Annotated in this window: 20 protein-coding genes; 9 read left to right on the plus strand and 11 right to left on the minus strand. The window is 36.6% G+C overall.

Annotation, left to right across the window (positions count from 1 at the left end; all coding sequences use genetic code 11):
* Positions 1-4: 4 nt before the first annotated feature.
* A complete protein-coding gene (locus EV200_RS01460; RefSeq protein ID WP_132529051.1) occupies positions 5-847 on the minus strand; it encodes a hypothetical protein in 843 nt (280 codons plus the stop codon).
* A gap of 1 nt (position 848) precedes the next feature.
* Positions 849-1,835 (minus strand): 6-phosphofructokinase, encoded by a 987-nt coding sequence (pfkA, locus tag EV200_RS01465; protein ID WP_132529052.1) that lies wholly within the window; start codon positions 1,833-1,835, stop codon positions 849-851.
* 109 nt (positions 1,836-1,944) lie between these two features.
* On the opposite strand from pfkA, the gene EV200_RS01470 reads away from it, so the two are divergent.
* Complete coding sequence (locus tag EV200_RS01470; RefSeq protein WP_132529053.1) at positions 1,945-2,634, plus strand: NUDIX hydrolase; 690 nt, start codon at positions 1,945-1,947, stop codon at positions 2,632-2,634.
* Positions 2,635-2,770: 136 nt separating this feature from the next.
* Here EV200_RS01470 and EV200_RS01475 read toward each other — a convergent pair whose 3' ends face one another.
* Positions 2,771-3,631 (minus strand): N-acetylglucosamine kinase, encoded by an 861-nt coding sequence (locus tag EV200_RS01475; protein WP_132529054.1) that lies wholly within the window; start codon positions 3,629-3,631, stop codon positions 2,771-2,773.
* Between the two features lie 220 nt (positions 3,632-3,851).
* Here EV200_RS01475 and EV200_RS01480 point away from each other — a divergent pair, with 220 nt between their 5' ends.
* From EV200_RS01480 to EV200_RS01495, 4 genes are all read left to right on the plus strand, one after another.
* Entirely contained in the window at positions 3,852-4,874 is a 1,023-nt protein-coding gene (locus EV200_RS01480) for a threonine aldolase family protein (protein ID WP_132529055.1), read from the plus strand.
* A gap of 74 nt (positions 4,875-4,948) precedes the next feature.
* Entirely contained in the window at positions 4,949-6,463 is a 1,515-nt protein-coding gene (accC, locus tag EV200_RS01485; RefSeq protein ID WP_229676706.1) for an acetyl-CoA carboxylase biotin carboxylase subunit, read from the plus strand.
* A 73-nt stretch (positions 6,464-6,536) separates the two neighbouring features.
* Positions 6,537-7,121, plus strand: coding sequence for a riboflavin synthase (locus tag EV200_RS01490; RefSeq protein ID WP_132529056.1), 585 nt, complete (start codon positions 6,537-6,539; stop codon positions 7,119-7,121).
* Between the two features lie 26 nt (positions 7,122-7,147).
* Positions 7,148-7,609 (plus strand): DUF4268 domain-containing protein, encoded by a 462-nt coding sequence (locus tag EV200_RS01495; RefSeq protein WP_132529057.1) that lies wholly within the window; start codon positions 7,148-7,150, stop codon positions 7,607-7,609.
* Here EV200_RS01495 and EV200_RS01500 read toward each other — a convergent pair.
* Positions 7,606-8,754, minus strand: coding sequence for a tetratricopeptide repeat protein (locus EV200_RS01500; protein ID WP_132529058.1), 1,149 nt, complete (start codon positions 8,752-8,754; stop codon positions 7,606-7,608). The genes EV200_RS01495 and EV200_RS01500 overlap by 4 nt on opposite strands.
* Before the next feature lie 134 nt (positions 8,755-8,888).
* On the opposite strand from EV200_RS01500, the gene EV200_RS01505 reads away from it, so the two are divergent.
* Together EV200_RS01505 and EV200_RS01510 are read left to right on the plus strand one after the other, a co-directional pair.
* On the plus strand, positions 8,889-9,185 hold the full coding sequence (locus tag EV200_RS01505) for a hypothetical protein (RefSeq protein WP_029283053.1): 297 nt from the start codon (positions 8,889-8,891) through the stop codon (positions 9,183-9,185).
* A gap of 21 nt (positions 9,186-9,206) precedes the next feature.
* Positions 9,207-9,797: a porin family protein gene (locus tag EV200_RS01510; RefSeq protein WP_132529059.1), complete on the plus strand. Its 591-nt coding sequence runs from the start codon at positions 9,207-9,209 to the stop codon at positions 9,795-9,797.
* A 67-nt stretch (positions 9,798-9,864) separates the two neighbouring features.
* On the opposite strand, the gene EV200_RS01515 is transcribed toward EV200_RS01510, so the two are convergent.
* Positions 9,865-10,779, minus strand: a complete 915-nt coding sequence (locus EV200_RS01515) for a YihY/virulence factor BrkB family protein (protein WP_132529060.1) — start codon at positions 10,777-10,779, stop codon at positions 9,865-9,867.
* A 70-nt stretch (positions 10,780-10,849) separates the two neighbouring features.
* A complete protein-coding gene (locus tag EV200_RS01520) occupies positions 10,850-11,248 on the minus strand; it encodes an META domain-containing protein (RefSeq protein ID WP_132529061.1) in 399 nt (132 codons plus the stop codon).
* Between the two features lie 137 nt (positions 11,249-11,385).
* Between EV200_RS01520 and EV200_RS01525 the strand changes: the two genes are divergently transcribed.
* A complete protein-coding gene (locus tag EV200_RS01525) occupies positions 11,386-12,174 on the plus strand; it encodes a hypothetical protein (protein WP_132529062.1) in 789 nt (262 codons plus the stop codon).
* Between the two features lie 5 nt (positions 12,175-12,179).
* On the opposite strand, the gene EV200_RS01530 is transcribed toward EV200_RS01525, so the two are convergent.
* From EV200_RS01530 to EV200_RS01540, 3 genes are all read right to left on the minus strand, one after another.
* Positions 12,180-12,791 (minus strand): alpha-ketoglutarate-dependent dioxygenase AlkB family protein, encoded by a 612-nt coding sequence (locus EV200_RS01530; RefSeq protein ID WP_132529063.1) that lies wholly within the window; start codon positions 12,789-12,791, stop codon positions 12,180-12,182.
* 22 nt (positions 12,792-12,813) lie between these two features.
* Positions 12,814-13,656: a methylated-DNA--[protein]-cysteine S-methyltransferase gene (locus EV200_RS01535; RefSeq protein ID WP_132529064.1), complete on the minus strand. Its 843-nt coding sequence runs from the start codon at positions 13,654-13,656 to the stop codon at positions 12,814-12,816.
* 84 nt (positions 13,657-13,740) lie between these two features.
* Positions 13,741-14,094: a hypothetical protein gene (locus tag EV200_RS01540; protein WP_132529065.1), complete on the minus strand. Its 354-nt coding sequence runs from the start codon at positions 14,092-14,094 to the stop codon at positions 13,741-13,743.
* Between the two features lie 266 nt (positions 14,095-14,360).
* On the opposite strand from EV200_RS01540, the gene EV200_RS01545 reads away from it, so the two are divergent.
* Positions 14,361-14,705, plus strand: coding sequence for a single-stranded DNA-binding protein (locus EV200_RS01545; RefSeq protein ID WP_132529066.1), 345 nt, complete (start codon positions 14,361-14,363; stop codon positions 14,703-14,705).
* A 56-nt stretch (positions 14,706-14,761) separates the two neighbouring features.
* Here EV200_RS01545 and EV200_RS01550 read toward each other — a convergent pair whose 3' ends face one another.
* Together EV200_RS01550 and EV200_RS01555 are read right to left on the minus strand one after the other, a co-directional pair.
* The gene (locus EV200_RS01550) at positions 14,762-16,813 is read right to left on the minus strand and encodes a TonB-dependent receptor (RefSeq protein WP_132529067.1); all 2,052 of its coding nucleotides are present in this window, start codon (positions 16,811-16,813) and stop codon (positions 14,762-14,764) included.
* Between the two features lie 72 nt (positions 16,814-16,885).
* On the minus strand, positions 16,886-18,205 hold the full coding sequence (locus EV200_RS01555; RefSeq protein WP_132529068.1) for a PQQ-dependent sugar dehydrogenase: 1,320 nt from the start codon (positions 18,203-18,205) through the stop codon (positions 16,886-16,888).
* Positions 18,206-18,294: the final 89 nt, after the last annotated feature.

Genomic DNA, 18,294 nt, shown 5'->3' on the forward strand with positions numbered 1-18,294 from the left:
TTTGTTAATTAGTGTAATGTTTTAATAAATTTAGTATTGGTTCTTTAATAATGGTTTTAATTTTAAGTTTATGTCTTTCAGCAACCAGTTGTAACTGATCTTCCAATTCAGCAGCTACTTTTCCAACAAAATGTATGTCTTCTTCCTGGTGCTTGGCAACCATGGGTAATATATAAGTTTGAAAATATTTTTCAAAACCCTCATCAACTAATTTGAGGATATATTCGTGTTTTATATTTTGTGTAAAAAAATCAAAGAAAGAGGTTAAAAATATATTGGCCTGTGGCTTATTATATATTCTTTCTAAAATTTGTGGGCGATCCAGGTTAAAATTTCTTATAAACTTTGATTCAAGATCTTCAGGTAGCGCTTCACTCAAAAAGCTTTTTAAAAGCACTTTGCCAAAATAGTTAGAAGATCCCTCATCTCCTAAAATATAACCTAGTCCAAAGCAATTGTTAACAGGTTTTTTACCATCAAAGTATGCGCAATTTGAACCACTCCCTAACATACCAACAATTCCAGGCTGATCATAGCAGGCAGCCTTAGCTGCGCCAAACAAATCATTTTCGACAAAAACCTTACTGTATCTAAAAAAAGAAGATAAGGTGTTGGCCAATTCATCTTTCCTGTCAGCAGATGAAGCGCCAGCTGCAAAGAAATATATTTTCTTAATATTTTCAGCATGGTTTACCAGAACAACTTTTTTGTTCAGGATCTGCAGAATCATTTTAGCATCAACAAATGTTGGATTAATTCCAGTTGTATTGCAGTGTGCAACCACTTTACCATTTTGGGTTAATTTCCAAAATGCAGTTCTCGATCCACTGTAAACTACTGCTATCATGTTATATGGATAAAACTTCAGTCATTTCCATTAAATCTGGCTCAAGCTTAAAGCTATGTGCGGTTAAGGCTTCCGAAATGCTGGTTAGCTTAATCGCATTGCCATGTAAGCCTACCATTTGTTCAGTTTCTCCTGCAATAAGTGCGTTTACAGCGGCAAAACCAAGTCTGCTTCCTAATATACGGTCGAAACTACTTGGGCTGCCTCCCCGTTGAAGGTGTCCTAAGATCGTGACTTTCGTGTCGTAATGATCAAATGTCTCTTTTACTTTTTTAGCAATATCATAAGCGCCACCTTGTTTGTGCCCTTCAGCAACAATTACAATGCTTGATGATTTTTTAGTTGCTGCACCCAAAGCGAGTTTCTTAATCAACTCCTCTACACTGGTTGCTCTTTCAGGTAATAAAACAGCTTCAGCACCACTGGCAATTGAACTTCTCAACGCAATACATCCTGAATCTCTTCCCATCACCTCAATAAAAAACAACCGGTCATGTGCATCTGCAGTATCTCTGATTTTATCAATAGCTTCTATAACTGTATTAATGGCAGTATCGTAGCCCAGGGTGAAATCAGAACCTACTAAATCGTTATCAATTGTTCCAGGTATACCGATCACCTTCACTCCAAAAGTTTCAGAAAATCGCTTTGCACCAGTAAAGGTCCCATCTCCGCCGATCACAACTAAGGCATCAATGTTATTTTTCTTTAAATTTTGATAGGCAATTTGTTGACCTTCATCTGTTTTAAACTCTAAACAGCGTGCTGTTTTTAGAATTGTTCCCCCCAAGTGTAAAATATTGCTTACAGATCGGGCATCCATTGGTTTTATGTTGTTTGTAATTAAACCCTGGTATCCTTGCATTACACCAAACATGTTAATGCCATGGTAAATTCCGGTACGCACAACAGCTCTAATTGCCGCATTCATGCCTGGGGCATCACCACCAGAAGTAAGTACGGCTATGTTTTTAATATTTGGCTCCATCTATGTTACGAATATAGTGTGTAATTTTTACACTAAGTAATTTTTTTTATTTTTTTTACTTAATATTGAAAGTCATACCTTTATCTGTTTAATATAATTAAAATTTACCTTGGAAGAAATTTTACCTCATTTAGATTCAGTATTCTCAATAGATTGCGTTTTGTTTGGCTTTGATGGTAAGGAATTAAAAATCCTGCTTATTGAAAGAAATGAAGAGCCTTTTAAAGATTGGTGGGCATTGCCCGGCAATATTGTAGGTGCTGATGAAAGCTTAGATCAATCTGCTGCCCGGATTTTATATGAGCTTACTGGCTTGCGTGGAATTTACATGGAGCAGTATTATGCTTTCGGCGATCCCAATAGGCACCCACAAGGTAGAGTAATTACGTTGGCCTATTATGCACTCATTCGTTTAGGCGGTGATAAAGAACCTCGTCCTATTAGTACCTATGCAAAACGGGCCAACTGGATGCCGATTACTGATCTTCCAAAACTGGCTTTCGATCACCAGAAGATTTATGATAAAGGGTTGGAAAAGATCAAGCGTAGAATTAAACACCAGCCAATTGCATTTGAATTGTTGCCTGAAAAATTTACGCTTACGCAGTTACAACACGTATATGAACTTATTTTGGGTAAAAAACTGGATAAGCGAAACTTTAGAAAAAAGATTGTAAGCTTTGGTGTGTTAAAAGAGCTTGACGAAAAACAAAAAGGTGTTTCTTATCGTGCTGCAACACTTTATCGCTTTGATAAACGCAAATACGCCAAGTTATTTGGCAAAGAAATTTCTTTTTAACAGATGGAGTAAATAGCTTTGAACGGCTATATAGGCAAGCAAAAAGTCCCAGTTTGAAATTTTCAAACCGGGACTTTTTTGTTTTTAAGACTCTTGACTTAGGACTATTGACTGACTCCCAACTCAATACTCCAAACTATCCCTTCTTAGCTGTTTCTAAATGGTAATGAACTAAATCATCTATAGGTGAGCGGATAATTTTACCAACACCCATTTCGTAACGATCAGCAACAATACTTAAAATATCGCGAAAGCTGTAACCTACAGAACCCACGCAGTTTAATTTATGGTCTTTATAATTTGGATAGTGAATCACTAAGGCTTCAAAAAATGAAGTAAAGGCATAATCTATTGTGCTGAAGGCATAATCTTCATAGTTATCCTTGAAGTCATATAAAAACTTACTGAAGCTGGCACAAAAACGGTTTGGTAATGGCTTATTGTAAATGTTATCAAAAATATCTTCATTCGTTAAGGCATAATTATCATAAAAAGCCTCACGTAAACCTTTTGGCATATAACCCTTCATGTAATCGCTTAAGATGCGTTTACCTATGAATGAACCACTACCTTCATCACCCAGGAAGTAACCTAAAGAATCAATATTAAGGGTAATGTCTTTTCCATCATATAAACAAGAGTTGGTACCTGTTCCTAAGATAGCTGCAAATCCAGGCTCGTTACCTAAAAGTGCTCTGCAAGAAGCAAGAAGATCATGACCAACAAAGATTTCGGCATTAATAAAAACCTGTTTCATGGCATCAGCCACAATCTTTACATTACCCGGGGTAGAACATCCAGCGCCGTAATAATAAACAGCAGTTAGTTTTTCTCTTTCCAAGTGGTCTGGAAGAGTTTCATTTAGAGATTTTACAATGTATTCTCCTTTTGAAAAATATGGATTGTAACCCTCGGTGTTAAAGTAAATTTTTCTGCCGGCCTCGTTAATCAGACACCAGTTTGTTTTGGTCGATCCACCGTCTGCAATTACTATCATTTTATTTATTTTTGGTTTTAGCACGATAAAAGTATAAAAACTCTTATATTTTGTATCCTTTTTTTTAATAATTTTTTAACAATTTATTGTTGTTGAAATTTAAGTGTGTAAAAAATACACTATACAGGGGCTTTAATCGCCTCAAAATCTTATTATTATACCCGAAAAGACGTTAGTCTTTTTTTTAACAAGTCAAGAAGATTTTACAATTTAAGTGCAAATGAATAACAACTTTTTAGATTTTCGGAGCGATACGGTAACCAAGCCAACTCCAGGTATGCTGGAAGCAATGATGACTGCGCAGGTAGGCGATGATGTTTTTGGCGAGGATGAAACGGTTGCAGCACTGGAAGAAAAACTCTGTCATATTTTTAATATGGAGGCAGGTTTATTTTGTCCATCGGGCACCATGACCAATCAAATTGCCATTAAATGTTTTACCCAGCCTATGGATGAAGTCATTTGTGACCAGACCGCTCATGTTTACCGTTATGAAATTGGCGGCATTGCTTACCATTCGGGTGCTTCAGTAAGATTATTGTATGGGGACAGAGGAATTTTAACCCCTGAACTGATAGAGCCTGAAATTAATGAAGACAATATCCATTATCCAAATTCCAGTTTAGTGGTATTGGAAAATACCGTAAACAAAGGTGGAGGAAAATGTTATCGTCTGAATCAGATTGCCCCCATTCATCACCTTTGCAATATCAAAGGATTGAAATTGCATCTGGATGGCGCCAGGATTTTTAATGCTTTAATTGCCACTGGCGATAAGGCACATGATTACGGAAAGTATTTTGATGGCATCTCGGTATGCTTATCTAAAGGGCTGGGTGCACCAGTTGGATCAGTACTTTTAGGCAGTAAAGATATGATCAGGAAAGCCCGCAAAATTAGAAAGGCCTTTGGCGGAGGAATGCGTCAGGCAGGTTTTTTAGCTGCAGCAGGAATATATGCACTGGATCATCATGTAGAAAGGTTAAGGGAAGATCATCAGCATGCTCAGGCCTTAGCAACTGCGTTATTGAGTACCAAGTATGTACTTTCTGTATTGCCTGTTGAAACCAACATTGTTATTTTTGAAGTGGCCGCCGGAACAGCTGAAAAAATTGCACAGCAATTAAGAGAAAAAGGATTGTATTGCGGTACTACCAGCGCAAGCACGGTAAGATTGGTAACCCATTTAGATCTTAGTCAGGCGATGATTGATCGTGCGATTGAAATAATATTACATTTGTAGTGAAGTCGGGAGTTTACAATTAGAAGTTCGAAGTCTGCATTGCTAACCCTGCATTATTTAAATTGAATAGCCAAATGCCTGAAAATTTTAAATTTCAAATGCCTATTTCAAAAATCCTCATTGCTAACCGTGGGGAAATTGCCTTGCGCATTATGCGTTCTGCAAAAGAAATGGGGATCAAAACTGTTGCTGTATTTTCTGAAGCAGATAGAAATGCGCTGCATGTACGTTACGCCGATGAGGCGATATGTATTGGCCCGGCGCCATCAAATCAGAGTTATTTGGTTGGTGAAAAAATTATTGATGCATGCAAAATAACAGGCGCTGATGCGATTCATCCCGGCTACGGTTTCTTATCTGAAAATGCGGCTTTTGCAAAAAAGGTTGCAGATGCTGGGTTAATCTTAATTGGGCCATCTCCCGAAGCAATGGAGATTATGGGGAATAAATTATCAGCTAAAGCAGCAGCATTAAAATATCAAATTCCCATGGTTCCCGGAACGGAAGAAGCCATTACCAATGTGAATGAGGCAAAAGAAAGAGCTGTTGAAGTAGGCTTTCCTATCCTGATTAAAGCAGCCGCAGGGGGAGGTGGAAAAGGTATGCGGATTGTAGAAAGCGTGGATGATTTTGAAGAGCAAATGGATCTTGCAGTGAGTGAAGCCACTTCCGCCTTTGGCGATGGAGCAGTGTTTATAGAACGCTACGTTACTTCACCTCGACATATCGAAATCCAGGTTCTCGGAGATCATTATGGTAATATTGTTCATCTGTTTGAGCGAGAATGTTCGGTACAACGCCGTCATCAAAAGGTGGTTGAAGAGGCACCTTCATCTGTACTTACTCCTGAAATCAGGGCGAAAATGGGCAAGTGTGCGGTTGATGTAGCTCGATCCGTAAATTACACCGGAGCTGGAACAGTGGAGTTTATTCTGGATGAAAACCATGATTTTTTCTTTCTGGAAATGAATACACGCTTACAGGTTGAACACCCCGTTACGGAATTCATCACTGGTGTGGATTTAGTAAAAGAGCAAATTAAAATTGCTGAAGGAAAGCCCTTAAGTTTTAATCAGGATGATTTAAAAATAAATGGTCATGCGATAGAACTTCGCGTTTATGCGGAAGATCCTAGCCATAATTTTCTTCCGGATATCGGAATTCTTAAAACTTATAAAACGCCAAAAGGAAATGGTGTGCGGGTGGATGATGGTTTTGAACAAGGCATGGAAATTCCGATTTATTATGACCCGATGATTGCAAAGCTGATTACTTACGGAAAGGATCGCGAGGAAGCAATATCCAGAATGGTGAGGGCAATAGCAGAATATGAGATTACGGGGATAGAAACTACCTTGGCTTTTGGTAATTTTGTCATGCAACATGAAGCTTTTAAAAGTGGTAATTTTGATACCCATTTCGTGTCCAAATATTTCAGACCAGATGGGTTAAACGAAATCAATGAAGATGAAGCGATGATTGCCGCAATTGTTGCTGCAAAGTTCTTTAAAAAGGATGTATTTAAGAAAGCGCCAGAGCAGGCACCTTCACAATCATCCAACTGGAGAAAAAATAGATTAAAATATTAATACAGATTTCTGTCAGACTTTCTTCTGAATAATTAGAAAAGAATCTTGCAGAAATCTCAACACCTAATCATACATGTTTACCGGAATTATAGAAACACTGGGCGAAGTTACCGCCATCAAAAATGATCATACCAATATTCATTTTACCATTTCATCAGCCATTAGTCAAGAACTTAAAATAGATCAGAGTGTGGCCCATAATGGCGTCTGCCTTACGGTTGTATCACTTCAGGATGGATCACATACAGTAACCGCTATTGATGAAACATTGCGCAAAACCAGCTTAGGTAATTTAAAGGTAGGCAGCCGGGTAAACTTAGAACGGTGTATGCAGATGAATGCACGTTTGGATGGTCATATTGTTCAGGGGCATGTTGATCAGACAGCTGTTTGTATTAAACGTGAAGAATTGGATGGAAGCTGGGAATATCGTTTCAAATATGATTCAAGTGCAGGAAATGTAACAGTAGAAAAAGGATCAGCCTGTGTAAACGGGATTAGCTTAACTGTGGTTAACTCTACTGCTGATGAATTCTCTGTCTTTATCATTCCATATACTTTTGAGCATACAAATTTACAGGAAGTTCAGGTGGGCGATACCGTTAATTTAGAGTTTGATATTATTGGCAAGTACGTGGCCAGGTTAATGAATAAATAAATTTGCCTTTTAATTAATCAATTGGTATGTACAGTAAAGATGAAGCGGCCAGGTTAAGGCAACAGTTTTGGATTAGTTTTGGGCAATACATGAAACCCGTTCCTTCGGCAAGTGGCAGCACCGTTCATTGGATCAACTATAAAACAGGAGTAAAAAATATCTTCTTTAAAATGGATGTTGACAATAAAAAAGCAAGTATTGCTATTCAGTTGTCTCATCCAGATCAGGATATTCGTCACCTCATTTTTGATCAGTTTGAAGAATTTAAACTAATGCTTACCAATACATTAGAAGAGGAGTGGGACTGGACAAGAGATTTTACCGATGATTACGGGAAAACCATCAGTCAGATATCAATCACTATATCTGGGGTAAGTATTTTTAACCAGCAACACTGGCCCCAACTCATTTCATTTTTTAAGCCAAGAATCATTGCTTTGGATGAGTTCTGGGATCATGTAAAACCAGTTTTTGAGGGTTTGGTTTAATAGGCAAGATTCAATTGCGCTATTCTTTCTTTGGTAAATTTGATTTCTACCTGGTCATCTTCTGCATTTGGTTTACTTCCAAGGTAAAGCTTATAATAATTTAAAGCAGGTTTAGGCTGTTTTAGTTTAGTATCATAAAGTGTAGCGAGGCGATAGTAAAGGGTTGGCGTTGCCTTAAACTGCAATCCTTTTTTATAAGCTGCGTTAGCCAACTTAAATTGATTATTTTCTTCATAAGTTAGGCCTAATAATGCATAATAACTTGCTGTATTTGGTGAGATAGCCTCCTCAATTGTTCTTTTAGCATAAATTGCGGCCATTTTATAGTTTTTGAGGTAGCGGTAACTTAAGCATGTAAAATATAGTGTGTTCTCATTCTGCATTAAAAGTTTTTCGAGTTTAGAAAAATGCTTAATGGCCTGATCATATTTTTTAGTGTAATAGTAGGCCTTGGCTACATCTCTAATTACTGTTGCATCATCTCCATCTTTCAACAATATTTCTCCCGAAGTAATTACCTCCTGGTACTTTTTTAACTGATTGGCTACAAGAAGTTTTGTCCGTTGTAATACCAGATTTTCAATATCAGCCTTAATGGCGACATCTAGCACATGATACGCTTTTTCATACTCTTGGTTCACACCGTGTACTTCTGCCAGATCAATGGCAATATCCGCTTCATTTGGATTAAGTCGATTGGCCTTCAGAAGGTAAACAGATCTCATGGAGTCTTTTACCGAATGATATAAATTAGCAAGGAGCTTGTAAACGCTAAAATTATTACTGTCGATTTTAACAATCTCCCCATAATACTTTTTTGCCATTTGTTGATTTCCCCGCCGGGTGCTGATATTCCCTAAACTGAACAAGATGGACAGATTTTGCGGCTGGAGTTGGTAGGCCTTGCTATAATATTTTTCAGCTTCTACATTATTACTAGCCATTAAAAAGCAATACCCTATTTGGATTAATGCTTTTTGATTATTGGTATTATCTGTATAGATATTTCTTAAATATAGAGCAGCTTCTGCATATTTCTGGTTTTGATAAAGATCGAGTAATTTCTCTTGATCAACTGTTGAGGATTTTGCAAAGCATTGTTGTGATAATAACATGAGCAGCAGGGAGTAGAATATGTTTTTCATCACTATAAATATTTAAACTAATTTATTAGTTATAAGTGATGATTCCAAATTTTGAGGGAAGATGAGGTAAATAAAAACAAATTGAGGCTAAGTGGGTTTATAAGGATATTAGTATAAATTAAAATAAAGAACCTATGAATACCTTACAGAAATTCGAATTAATGGAAAAAATTGTGCGTGAGTTAGAAGATTTACAAAACTCACAAACCGCACTTATCCAAAAGATTGGTAAAATTGAAGTAGATAATATCGAACTAGGCGATGGCAGGTTAGAAAAAGATTTACCAGATATTCACCAAAATTTAGCAGATAACTTAGATACTATATCAGGAATTTTAGATTACTTTGCAGGGAAAACACAGAATTTTGGCGATAAGAACAATGTTGATGCCTTGAAAGAACAAGAAGCAATCAACAATGCGACTAGCTAATTAACTTTAATCCTATTTTATATGAAATCTTTATCATTAACTATTGCCTGTCTATTTGCATGCTTTTTTGCAAGCGCACAGTTATTACCAACTTTCCAGCTAGGTTTAAAAGCCGGAGCAAATTTTTCAAAGTTTGATAGCGATAATACTTTCAGTAGTGATAATCGTGCTGGTTTTTACGGCGGTTTGTGGGCGAGAATTGGTGGGGCAGGCGTTCATTTTCAACCAGAGCTTTATATCTCAGGTAAGAAAACGAATCTAGTTAGTGATGCAACAGGCCAGGTAAATAAAGTAAGTTTTACCAGTTTGGATGTTCCATTATTGGTTGGAACTAAGATTGGTGCTTTGGGCGTTGGCGTTAGATTAAACACTGGACCAATGGTTTCATTTATCTTAGATGAGAAACAAAGTTTTGGTCAGGCTACTGGAAATGTTTTTAATGGAAACTTTAAAAATCAAGCATTTGCATGGCAATTTGGTGCAGCACTTGATATTAAGAAATTAAGCATCGATGCACGTTACGAATTGGGCTTGTCTAAATTAAATAAAGATGGTTACCCTGGAACAAAGCTGAATTTGTTAACTGTTGGTTTAGGATATAGAATTTTTTAATCTGATACTAAAATGATCAGTATAGGAGAGGGCAGACATTTGATCTGCCCTTTTTTATGATGTTTTTTTAGAGATCAACCTCTGTGAGCTCATAAGCAAAAGAACCATTTTTTGGAATGATTGGTGTCTCTCTTCCTACGCTTAATGCTTTAATAAATGATGCTCCAAAATAAAATATCAGGGAAGAATAGAATACAAAAAGCATAATCACAATAATAGACCCGGCTGATCCATAAATGTTGCTGATATTACTCAATGGAAGTAAAATTCTTAAAATGTATTTACCAACCGTAAAAAGACAACCTGTAAGTAAGCCTCCTGAAATGGCTGCTTTCCATGTTGGTCTGCCATTAGTTAAGTATCTGAACAGCATTGTAAACCAAGTGGTAACAATAATGATAAAGACAATCTGATTAAGTATGGAAGTTAATATCAGATTAAATGAAGGTGAACTGCTTTTTAAATAGGCACCAATAATCGCCTGAACACTATCAGCAAGTAGACCGATAAAAAATAGGATGCCGGCAAACAAGATGATGGTTATAGATATGGCTCTTGATTTAAGGGTATTAATAATCCCCTTTTTATCCTTGTTACCGATATTCCAGATTTGTTCTAACGAGTTTTTAATAACATTGAATAGGGTAGTGGCAACAAATAGAAAAAAGACAAAACTGAATAGAGTGATGTACCAAGCCTGGTCAATTCCCCTGATATTGCGAAGGGTCAATTTAATCTGTTTAATACTATCCTCATCCAGTATATTAGCCAAACGCTGAAAGATATTGGTAAATAAGATCCGCCTGTCAGTAAACATACCAAATAGGCGGATCAGGATAATCAATATTGGTGGCAGTGCAAAATTGGTGAAGAACGCTGTTGCACCAGCTAATCGTAAGGGGTCGTTTTGTTGAAATAAGACAAATGCATTTCTCACAGTAGAGAAAAAGAAGCTTAATTTATCCTTTAGTTTTAACAGCATGTTTCATTCTTAAAAGCCCCGAAAATACTCAAAATACTTTATCCCTTATCTTTTGAATCTGTTTTTGTTATTAATCAGCCTTTTTAAAAATAAGCAAGACTTTTTCATCATTCAACAGTATTAGTTTTTCCTCCGTTACCTTAGCCTTGTTTACCTGGTTAATGGCTTGTACGTATGCACGTTCGGCAGCATCTGTTTCCTGACAAAACATCCGGGTACTGATTATGTCTTTTAATTTAATCTTGCGATCTACTATTTCAACTTTGCCTCCATAGGAATTACAAAAAGATTTACCATTAACTGCTAAACTATCTCCAAAGTTAAGTGTTGCTTTTGCATTGGCAGGTAATGTTAATCCTGGTAACTCAGTTAATTCCCATTTGGTATGCGCCAGTTTTTTAGGGTCATCTTTTTCTAAACATCCACTAAAAAGACAGATAATAATTCCAAGCAGTAATAGATTTTTCATAGGTTTTGCGATTTCACAATGATTAACAATAATTAATCCAATAATTCATTTGAGGTTAAATGATTTAAATTGAAATTTTAATCGGAGGTAAGAAATAAAGATAATAAATTAGCGAAAAAAAGCGACAATAAAAATCTATGAAAACTACAGCATTAGCCATTTTACTTTCCATCAGCTTATTTGCCTGTAAACAGGGTAAACTGGAAACCACTTATGTTTCAAAAGTTTATGATAACGAAGACTTCAATGAATTTCCAAAGGTTAAAAATGAAACTTTGAATATTGTTACTGTTGAACCCGCTACAGCCGAAGGTAAGGAAAACTTTACGGTTCAGTTTAAAGATACTACTGTAGCCATTCAGGATAATCCAAAGCCATTGGCCAATCAATTTAAACAAGCCAGGTTTATCAATACACAAAAAACGGCTGCGTTGGTTCAGGTAGAAGACGGTTCTGGTTTAGTTTCTCCTTTTTATGTGATTGCGTTAAAGGATGGAAAAGTAAGTGTGACCAGTTTATACAAAGCGTCAGAAGGAAAAAGTGATCGAAAATATACCAAGGGAATAGAAGAAATGAGCTTAAGCAATATCATTGTGAATAATGATTTTGCCATTGCATTGGTAAATGGAAAGATTTATCCTATCAAAAGGCAAAGCGAAAATGAACGGATACAAGGCGATTTTTTATTTAATTCATCTGATAAGCAAACTTTGGTTTTTTTAACGGGAAACTCGCTTTATCAGGTTAATTATCGTACAGGAGAAACGTCTACACTAAAACTTCCTGCGGATGTGATGCAATCTGGCAATGTTGCTAATGAAATCAGAAAAGGTTACAGTTGGGCTACAAATGCAAAAGGAGCTTCTTTTTTAAAGCAAAATCCAGATGATGACCGCATCGTAGACATTAGCGAATTTAAAAAATAGAATGATTATCCTGCAACCATCGATCGGAAGGTAAGGTTTATCCGTGGCGTGCTGATTTTTTTTGTTGGAGGTAAACGATGTAGCCAATGGGTTTGGGTGGCATCTTTCATCTCCAGCAAACTTCCGTTTTCTAAAAATAGGCCAATGGTTTCTTTTGATGCTTTGTGTTTAAAAAGAAACTTTCTTTCGGCACCAAAACTCATTGAAGCAATGCTGGTATTTTTACCCAGAGCTTTTTCATCATCACTGTGGTAAGCCATGCCTTCATTGCCATTGTGGTAAAGGTTTAACAGGCAGGAATTGTATTTAGATTTAGTGTTCTCTTCTGCAATTTGTTTGAGTTCGATTAATTCGCTCGTCCAGGGAAGTGCATATTTGGTCGCATTGGAATAGGTATAAGCATATTCCTGATCGCCATACCAGGCTACCTTTCTTTTGGTAATGATGTGTTTGCCCATGATAAAAGCTTCATCATTCTTCCACTCGATGGTATTCAGGAGTGCCTCGTAATAGGTATTTGCTTTTTCGTTGGAAAACAATTGGCCAAAATACCGCACTGTTCCATCATAAGGAAGAAAATTCTGATCAATATCTTTTATCACACTAAACAAATCCATTTTATATCTTTTTTATATTTTATTATTCATCTATTTTTGCAGCTTCCCAGCCAATAATGGCCATTTTACGTTCGGTACCCCAATGGTAACCACCTAAGGCACCACTGGATTGGATTACCCGATGGCAGGGAATTAAAAATGCTACAGGATTATCGCCAATGGCTGTGCCGACTGCCCGGCACGCTTTTGGATTTTCAAGTTTGTTGGCAATGCTTCCATATGTGGATAACCTACCCATAGGGATTTTTAATAAGGTTTCCCATACTTTTAATTGAAAATCTGTACCTTTTAAATGTAGTTTGATTTCTTGTAATTTCGTCCAGTCGTTCTGAAAAATGAAAAGCGCATTTTGTTGAATAGAATCTAATTTATGATGAAAATTTGCTGCCGGAAATTTAGAGATCAATTGCTCCAAAGCGATTTGCTCATCTTCTATAAAAACTAGATGGCAAATGCCTTTTGATGTTGCGGCTACAATGATTTTTCCAAAGGGTGTTTCAGCAAAGCTGTAATTAACATTCAAATTTGCACCTCCATTTTTATATTCGCCCGGAGTCATTCCTTCAATATTCACAAAGAGATCATGTAGTCTGCTGGTTCCAGATAAACCTGTTTCCAATGCCGTTTCAAATAATGATGCCTGATTTTCTTTCAGGCATTTTTTTGCATGGCTAATGCTAATGTACTGCAAAAATCTTTTCGGACTGGTACCGGCCCATTCGCTGAATAGCCGCTGAAAATGGTATGGGCTTAAATTTGCTTTTTCAGCAATCTCTTCTAAACTTGGTTGGTTTTTGAAATTTAACTGGATATATTTTATTGCATCTGCAATTCTATAATAGTTAATTTCTTCCTGTGTTTTCATAACCTCATTTCTTATCTACAAAACTACCAAAGAAATGAAGTTAATAATACCCGATAATTGCTAAGTTTCAATAGCGTATGATAATCACTTTTCCTCTCTTTTCACCAATAGAAAATCCTCTTCATTCAGTGCCAGATAACCAAATTCATAACAAAAGATATAACGCTTGCCATTTTGAGTTTGATAAGTGTGGGTGTAATAATCAAAATTAAAGCCTGCATTTACCATTTTCTTTTTCGATATCTTAATTTTTCCATCGGGATTGAACTTAGACAGCAGGGTGCGGTTTTTTTTAAGAATTAAATTAATCCTGTTGAATACGATACCGTTTTCACTTTTTAAACGGTTATTGTAATTATTACGACAACTATCATCACAAAACTTTTTATCAGTTCTGCCTCTAACAGCCTCACCGCAATCTAAACACAAGCGTTCCATATATATAATCAGATTTATATTATGGGATGATGATTAAAACTAATAAAATTTTAGATGTGCGCAAAATATACTTTTAAAGGCATAGGTAAAGTAAATTCTGTTAGTGAGGACTATTTTAAATGATTAATATTCGTGTATAAACGTTTATAAATGACTATAACTGTTTAACACCCGAATAAAATTTATCCCTGTTTGCACCTTTGTTCTGTCGATAGTGAGGAAAGCTATCGTTCATTAATGATTAAGAAACTTAAAATTAAAAGATTATGGAAAGTGCAATTAACAAAGTAGTATTAAGCGGTTTTGCAGGAGCAGATGCTGAGGTTAAAAATATCTCAGGAAATCAAAGATTAGCGAAGGTAAATCTAGCTGTAAATGAGTATTACAAAAATGCGTCAGGTGAAGAGGTCAAAAGAACAAACTGGTTTATGCTTACATTCTGGAATGATAAAGCTGACATTGCTTCCGCTCAGATTAAAAAGGGAACCAGATTAACGGTTGAAGGTAAATTATTATCAGGATCATATGTGGCGAAAGATGGATCTAAAAAGTTTACGACAGACATTGTGGTAAGTGAAGTTGCGATTAAAGAAATCGACTTATCAAATTAAGCATAGATAGCATCAGGTAATTGTGTTGGCTAAAGCTCAATTACCTGATGTCTTTTTTAAAGTTTAACTGAAGTGCCAAGGTAAAAATTTAGGCCCGGTGCCGCATTGTAGTATCTACCCGCAATGGCGTTTAAATCATTACCTAAACTATAGGTTTGGTTGAGTAAATTATTTATCCCTCCGAAAACCTCTAGATTAACCTTTTTAAGATGGATATTACGCATACCTGTTTTAAGTTCGATGAGGTGATAATTTTTTGCAAATGCCGTATTACCGTCATTCAGCGGAATAGAAGAAGTGTAATTATGCTGTGCAAAAAAATACAGACCCTTGCTAAACTGAAAATCCAAACTGGACACGGCGACGTTTGACGGAACACCAGTTAGTTTATTGCCATCAAAACTTAAATTATCTGCTGTAAATTCTTTAAATCTAAAATGATTAAAAGTATAGCTGCTTTTGATCTCAATTCCATTTAAAAAGGAATGGCTATTTCTGATCAGCCAGAATGAGGTTTCCAGTTCAAGACCCCGCTGTGTTGTTCCGCCAGCATTAATAAAGAATTCTGCATCATTAGCATTCAAACGCCTGACGATAGCATTATTTAAATTGAATTGAAATACATTCGCTGCCAGATAAAGCCGATTGTTCTGTAGATTATACCTGATGCCGCCTTCATAATTCCATCCTGATTCTGCCTGCAGATTATTATTAATATTATTGTCTGAAGCCCTTACTTCAGCAATAGTAGGAGGAGAATAACCCTTACTAATGGTTCCTCTGATAGAAAGTTCTTTTGTGATCAGATAAGAAGCTGCTAACTTTGGCATGATTTCTACATCAAACTTTCTCTCTTTTTCAGCTATTACTGTAGGGAAAAAGCTCTCATAGTGATACTTGTAAAAATTCAGACTGGAAGCCAATTCAATTAAAAGCTTATTATTGATGTCTAAATTAAGACGTAAAAAAGCAAAATTCTGGTTGGCTTTCAAGTGATCAAAAGCTTGCATGGCAGCGGGAGATCCTGCATTATTATTGAAATTTTTAATCTGTGTCTTAGTTGCACCGCTCTCAAATCCAAGCTGTGCATTAAATTTTAGCTTATCCCTTAATTGCTGAAAATCAACAAAAGTTCTCAGTCCTAATGTTTGTTCATATCGTTTCTCATAATTGGTAATAAACGGATTTTTGAAATCTGTGTAACTGCCGAATAGAGCTAATACATGTTTAAAATTTTTACTGATTTGATAATTATTAGCTATACCAGCAAATAGTGTTTTATTATAAATGGCAGCCTGCTGCGTTATTGCTCCTGGGATGGTTGCTGTCGCAGGACGAGCAGATTTAGGGTTAACTTCAAATTGAGCTAAAGTTAAACCTCCAGGTGTTTCATAATTTAAATCACTGTAAAAAGCATATAACTTTAAATTACCCTTACGATTATAGTCCCATTGGTGATTGGTTTGAATATATTTTCGCTCCATTGCGCTATTTTCACGAAATCCATCGCTTCTTTGATAACCCTCCATCAAATTAAAGCTATAATTTTTATGCTTTTGCTGAATGCTGGCAGTTTGATGGAATAGACCGTATGAACCTGCAGTAACAGATGCCGAAACCGCATTTTGATTTGTAGCTAAAGGAGTGATCAAAATAGTTCCTCCGGTATTGGCACCAAAAATACTGGCTTCGGGACCTTTGTAAACCTCCACGCTGGTAAGGGATTGTGGATCAAGTGCATTTAAATAAGTGTTTCCACCAGCATCAGTAAGCGGGAAATCATCAATATAAATTTTAATATTCCTGATCCCAAAAGGTGAACGGAGCAAACTTCCCCGAAGTGATAAACGATAACTTCCAGGTGATCGTTCTTCCATTCTTAATCCCGGAACGGTATTGAATGTACTTATCAATGAGGTATTGGGTTGGTTACGAATGAGATTGGTGTCAATTAAGCTAACAGATGAAACGGATCTTAACAGTGTTTGGTTATTATAATAGCCACGAACAACTACTTCCTTTAATTTTTTAACGGAGTCGGTTTCACTTATCTGCGCAAAAGCTGTAACAGAAAGAAACAGAAAAAGGCTAGTAAAGATTATTTTCAATATCTTGTTTTTAAAAAAAATAAGGGAACAGGTGGCAATTCAGCCATCTACTCCCTTATAAGTTATGAATAATTATTTTGAAGCTACCCGCCAAACTACACCACTTACATCATCTGCTACCAATAAGGCACCATCTGCAGCAAGGGTTACACCAACAGGCCTTCCATACACTTCTGCTTTATCGGTGTCTGCAATAAATCCGGTAAGAAAATCTTCAGGTTTACCGGCTGGCTTTCCATCTTTAAAAGGTACAAAAATGACTTTGTAGCCTGATATGGCAGAACGGTTCCATGAGCCATGCTGACCAACAAAAGCACCACCCTGATATTTAGCAGGATATTTATTTCCTTTATAGAAAGCTAATCCTAAAGATGCCGTATGTGATCCTACAGGAACATCAGGCGCTATAGCCTTTTTAACCAAATCGGGGTTTTTGCCCTTTAATCTAGGGTCTTCATTCTGACCATAATAGGAATACGGCCAGCCATAAAATGCACCCTCTTTTACGCTGGTAATGTAATCAGGAACTAAATCATCACCTAACCCATCACGTTCATTAACAGCTGTCCAAAGCATATTTGTTCCTGGTGCCCAATCGATACCTACCGGATTACGTAAACCAGAAGCATAAATTTTTTCGCCGGTTCCATCAGGATTAACTTCTAAAATATTAGCCCTACGAATCTCATTTTCCATTCCATTTTCACCAACATTACTTCCAGAGCCGACAGTTACATAAATTTTGCTCTTGTCAGCATTGGCAATTAGGTTTCTGGTCCAATGGTTATTATAGCCACCTGCTGGCAAACTCATGATTTTTTTTCCGGTGCTGGTGATTTTTGTATCTCCGCTTTTGTAAGGATACTGCCACACACCATCTGTATTGGCTACATAAAATGAGTTGCCAATGATCAGCATGCCATAAGGCTGGTTTAAACCTGTTAAAAATGTGGTGGTCAATTCAGGTTTTCCATCTTTATCTGCATCTCTGTAAAGAAGTATAGTATTAGCACTTTGTCCAGCTACCTCAGATTTTGCTTTTCCGGTAACCACATTAGCTACTTTCTCTTTTGTGCTGCGTTCGGAATTAGAAAGTACAACCAAAACATCACCATTTGGCGCAACAATCATGTTTCGTGGACTTTTGATATTGCTAGCAAATCTTGTTACTACGAAACCTTCAGGTGCCACAGGCGTTTTATTTTCAGGCCAGCCAATTACTTTGCTGAATTTATCTTTCGAAGCAGTGGTATCAGGCGCTGGTAAAGTAATTGAATCATTACTCGTAGTAATGGTGGTGTCTGTACCCTGCGGACCTGATTTTGAGTTTGATTGGCAGCTCGCCAGGAAGGCCACAGAGAGCATCGAAGCGTAAAAATAATATTTTTTCATGTTTTTCAATTTTCGTGATAAGAAGATATTCAGCTTGATAACATATTATATGCAGAGATGTTTGTTAAATAAGTTCTATTTAAATCACT

The organism is Pedobacter psychrotolerans (genome assembly GCF_004340665.1).
Classification (GTDB): domain Bacteria; phylum Bacteroidota; class Bacteroidia; order Sphingobacteriales; family Sphingobacteriaceae; genus Pedobacter; species Pedobacter psychrotolerans.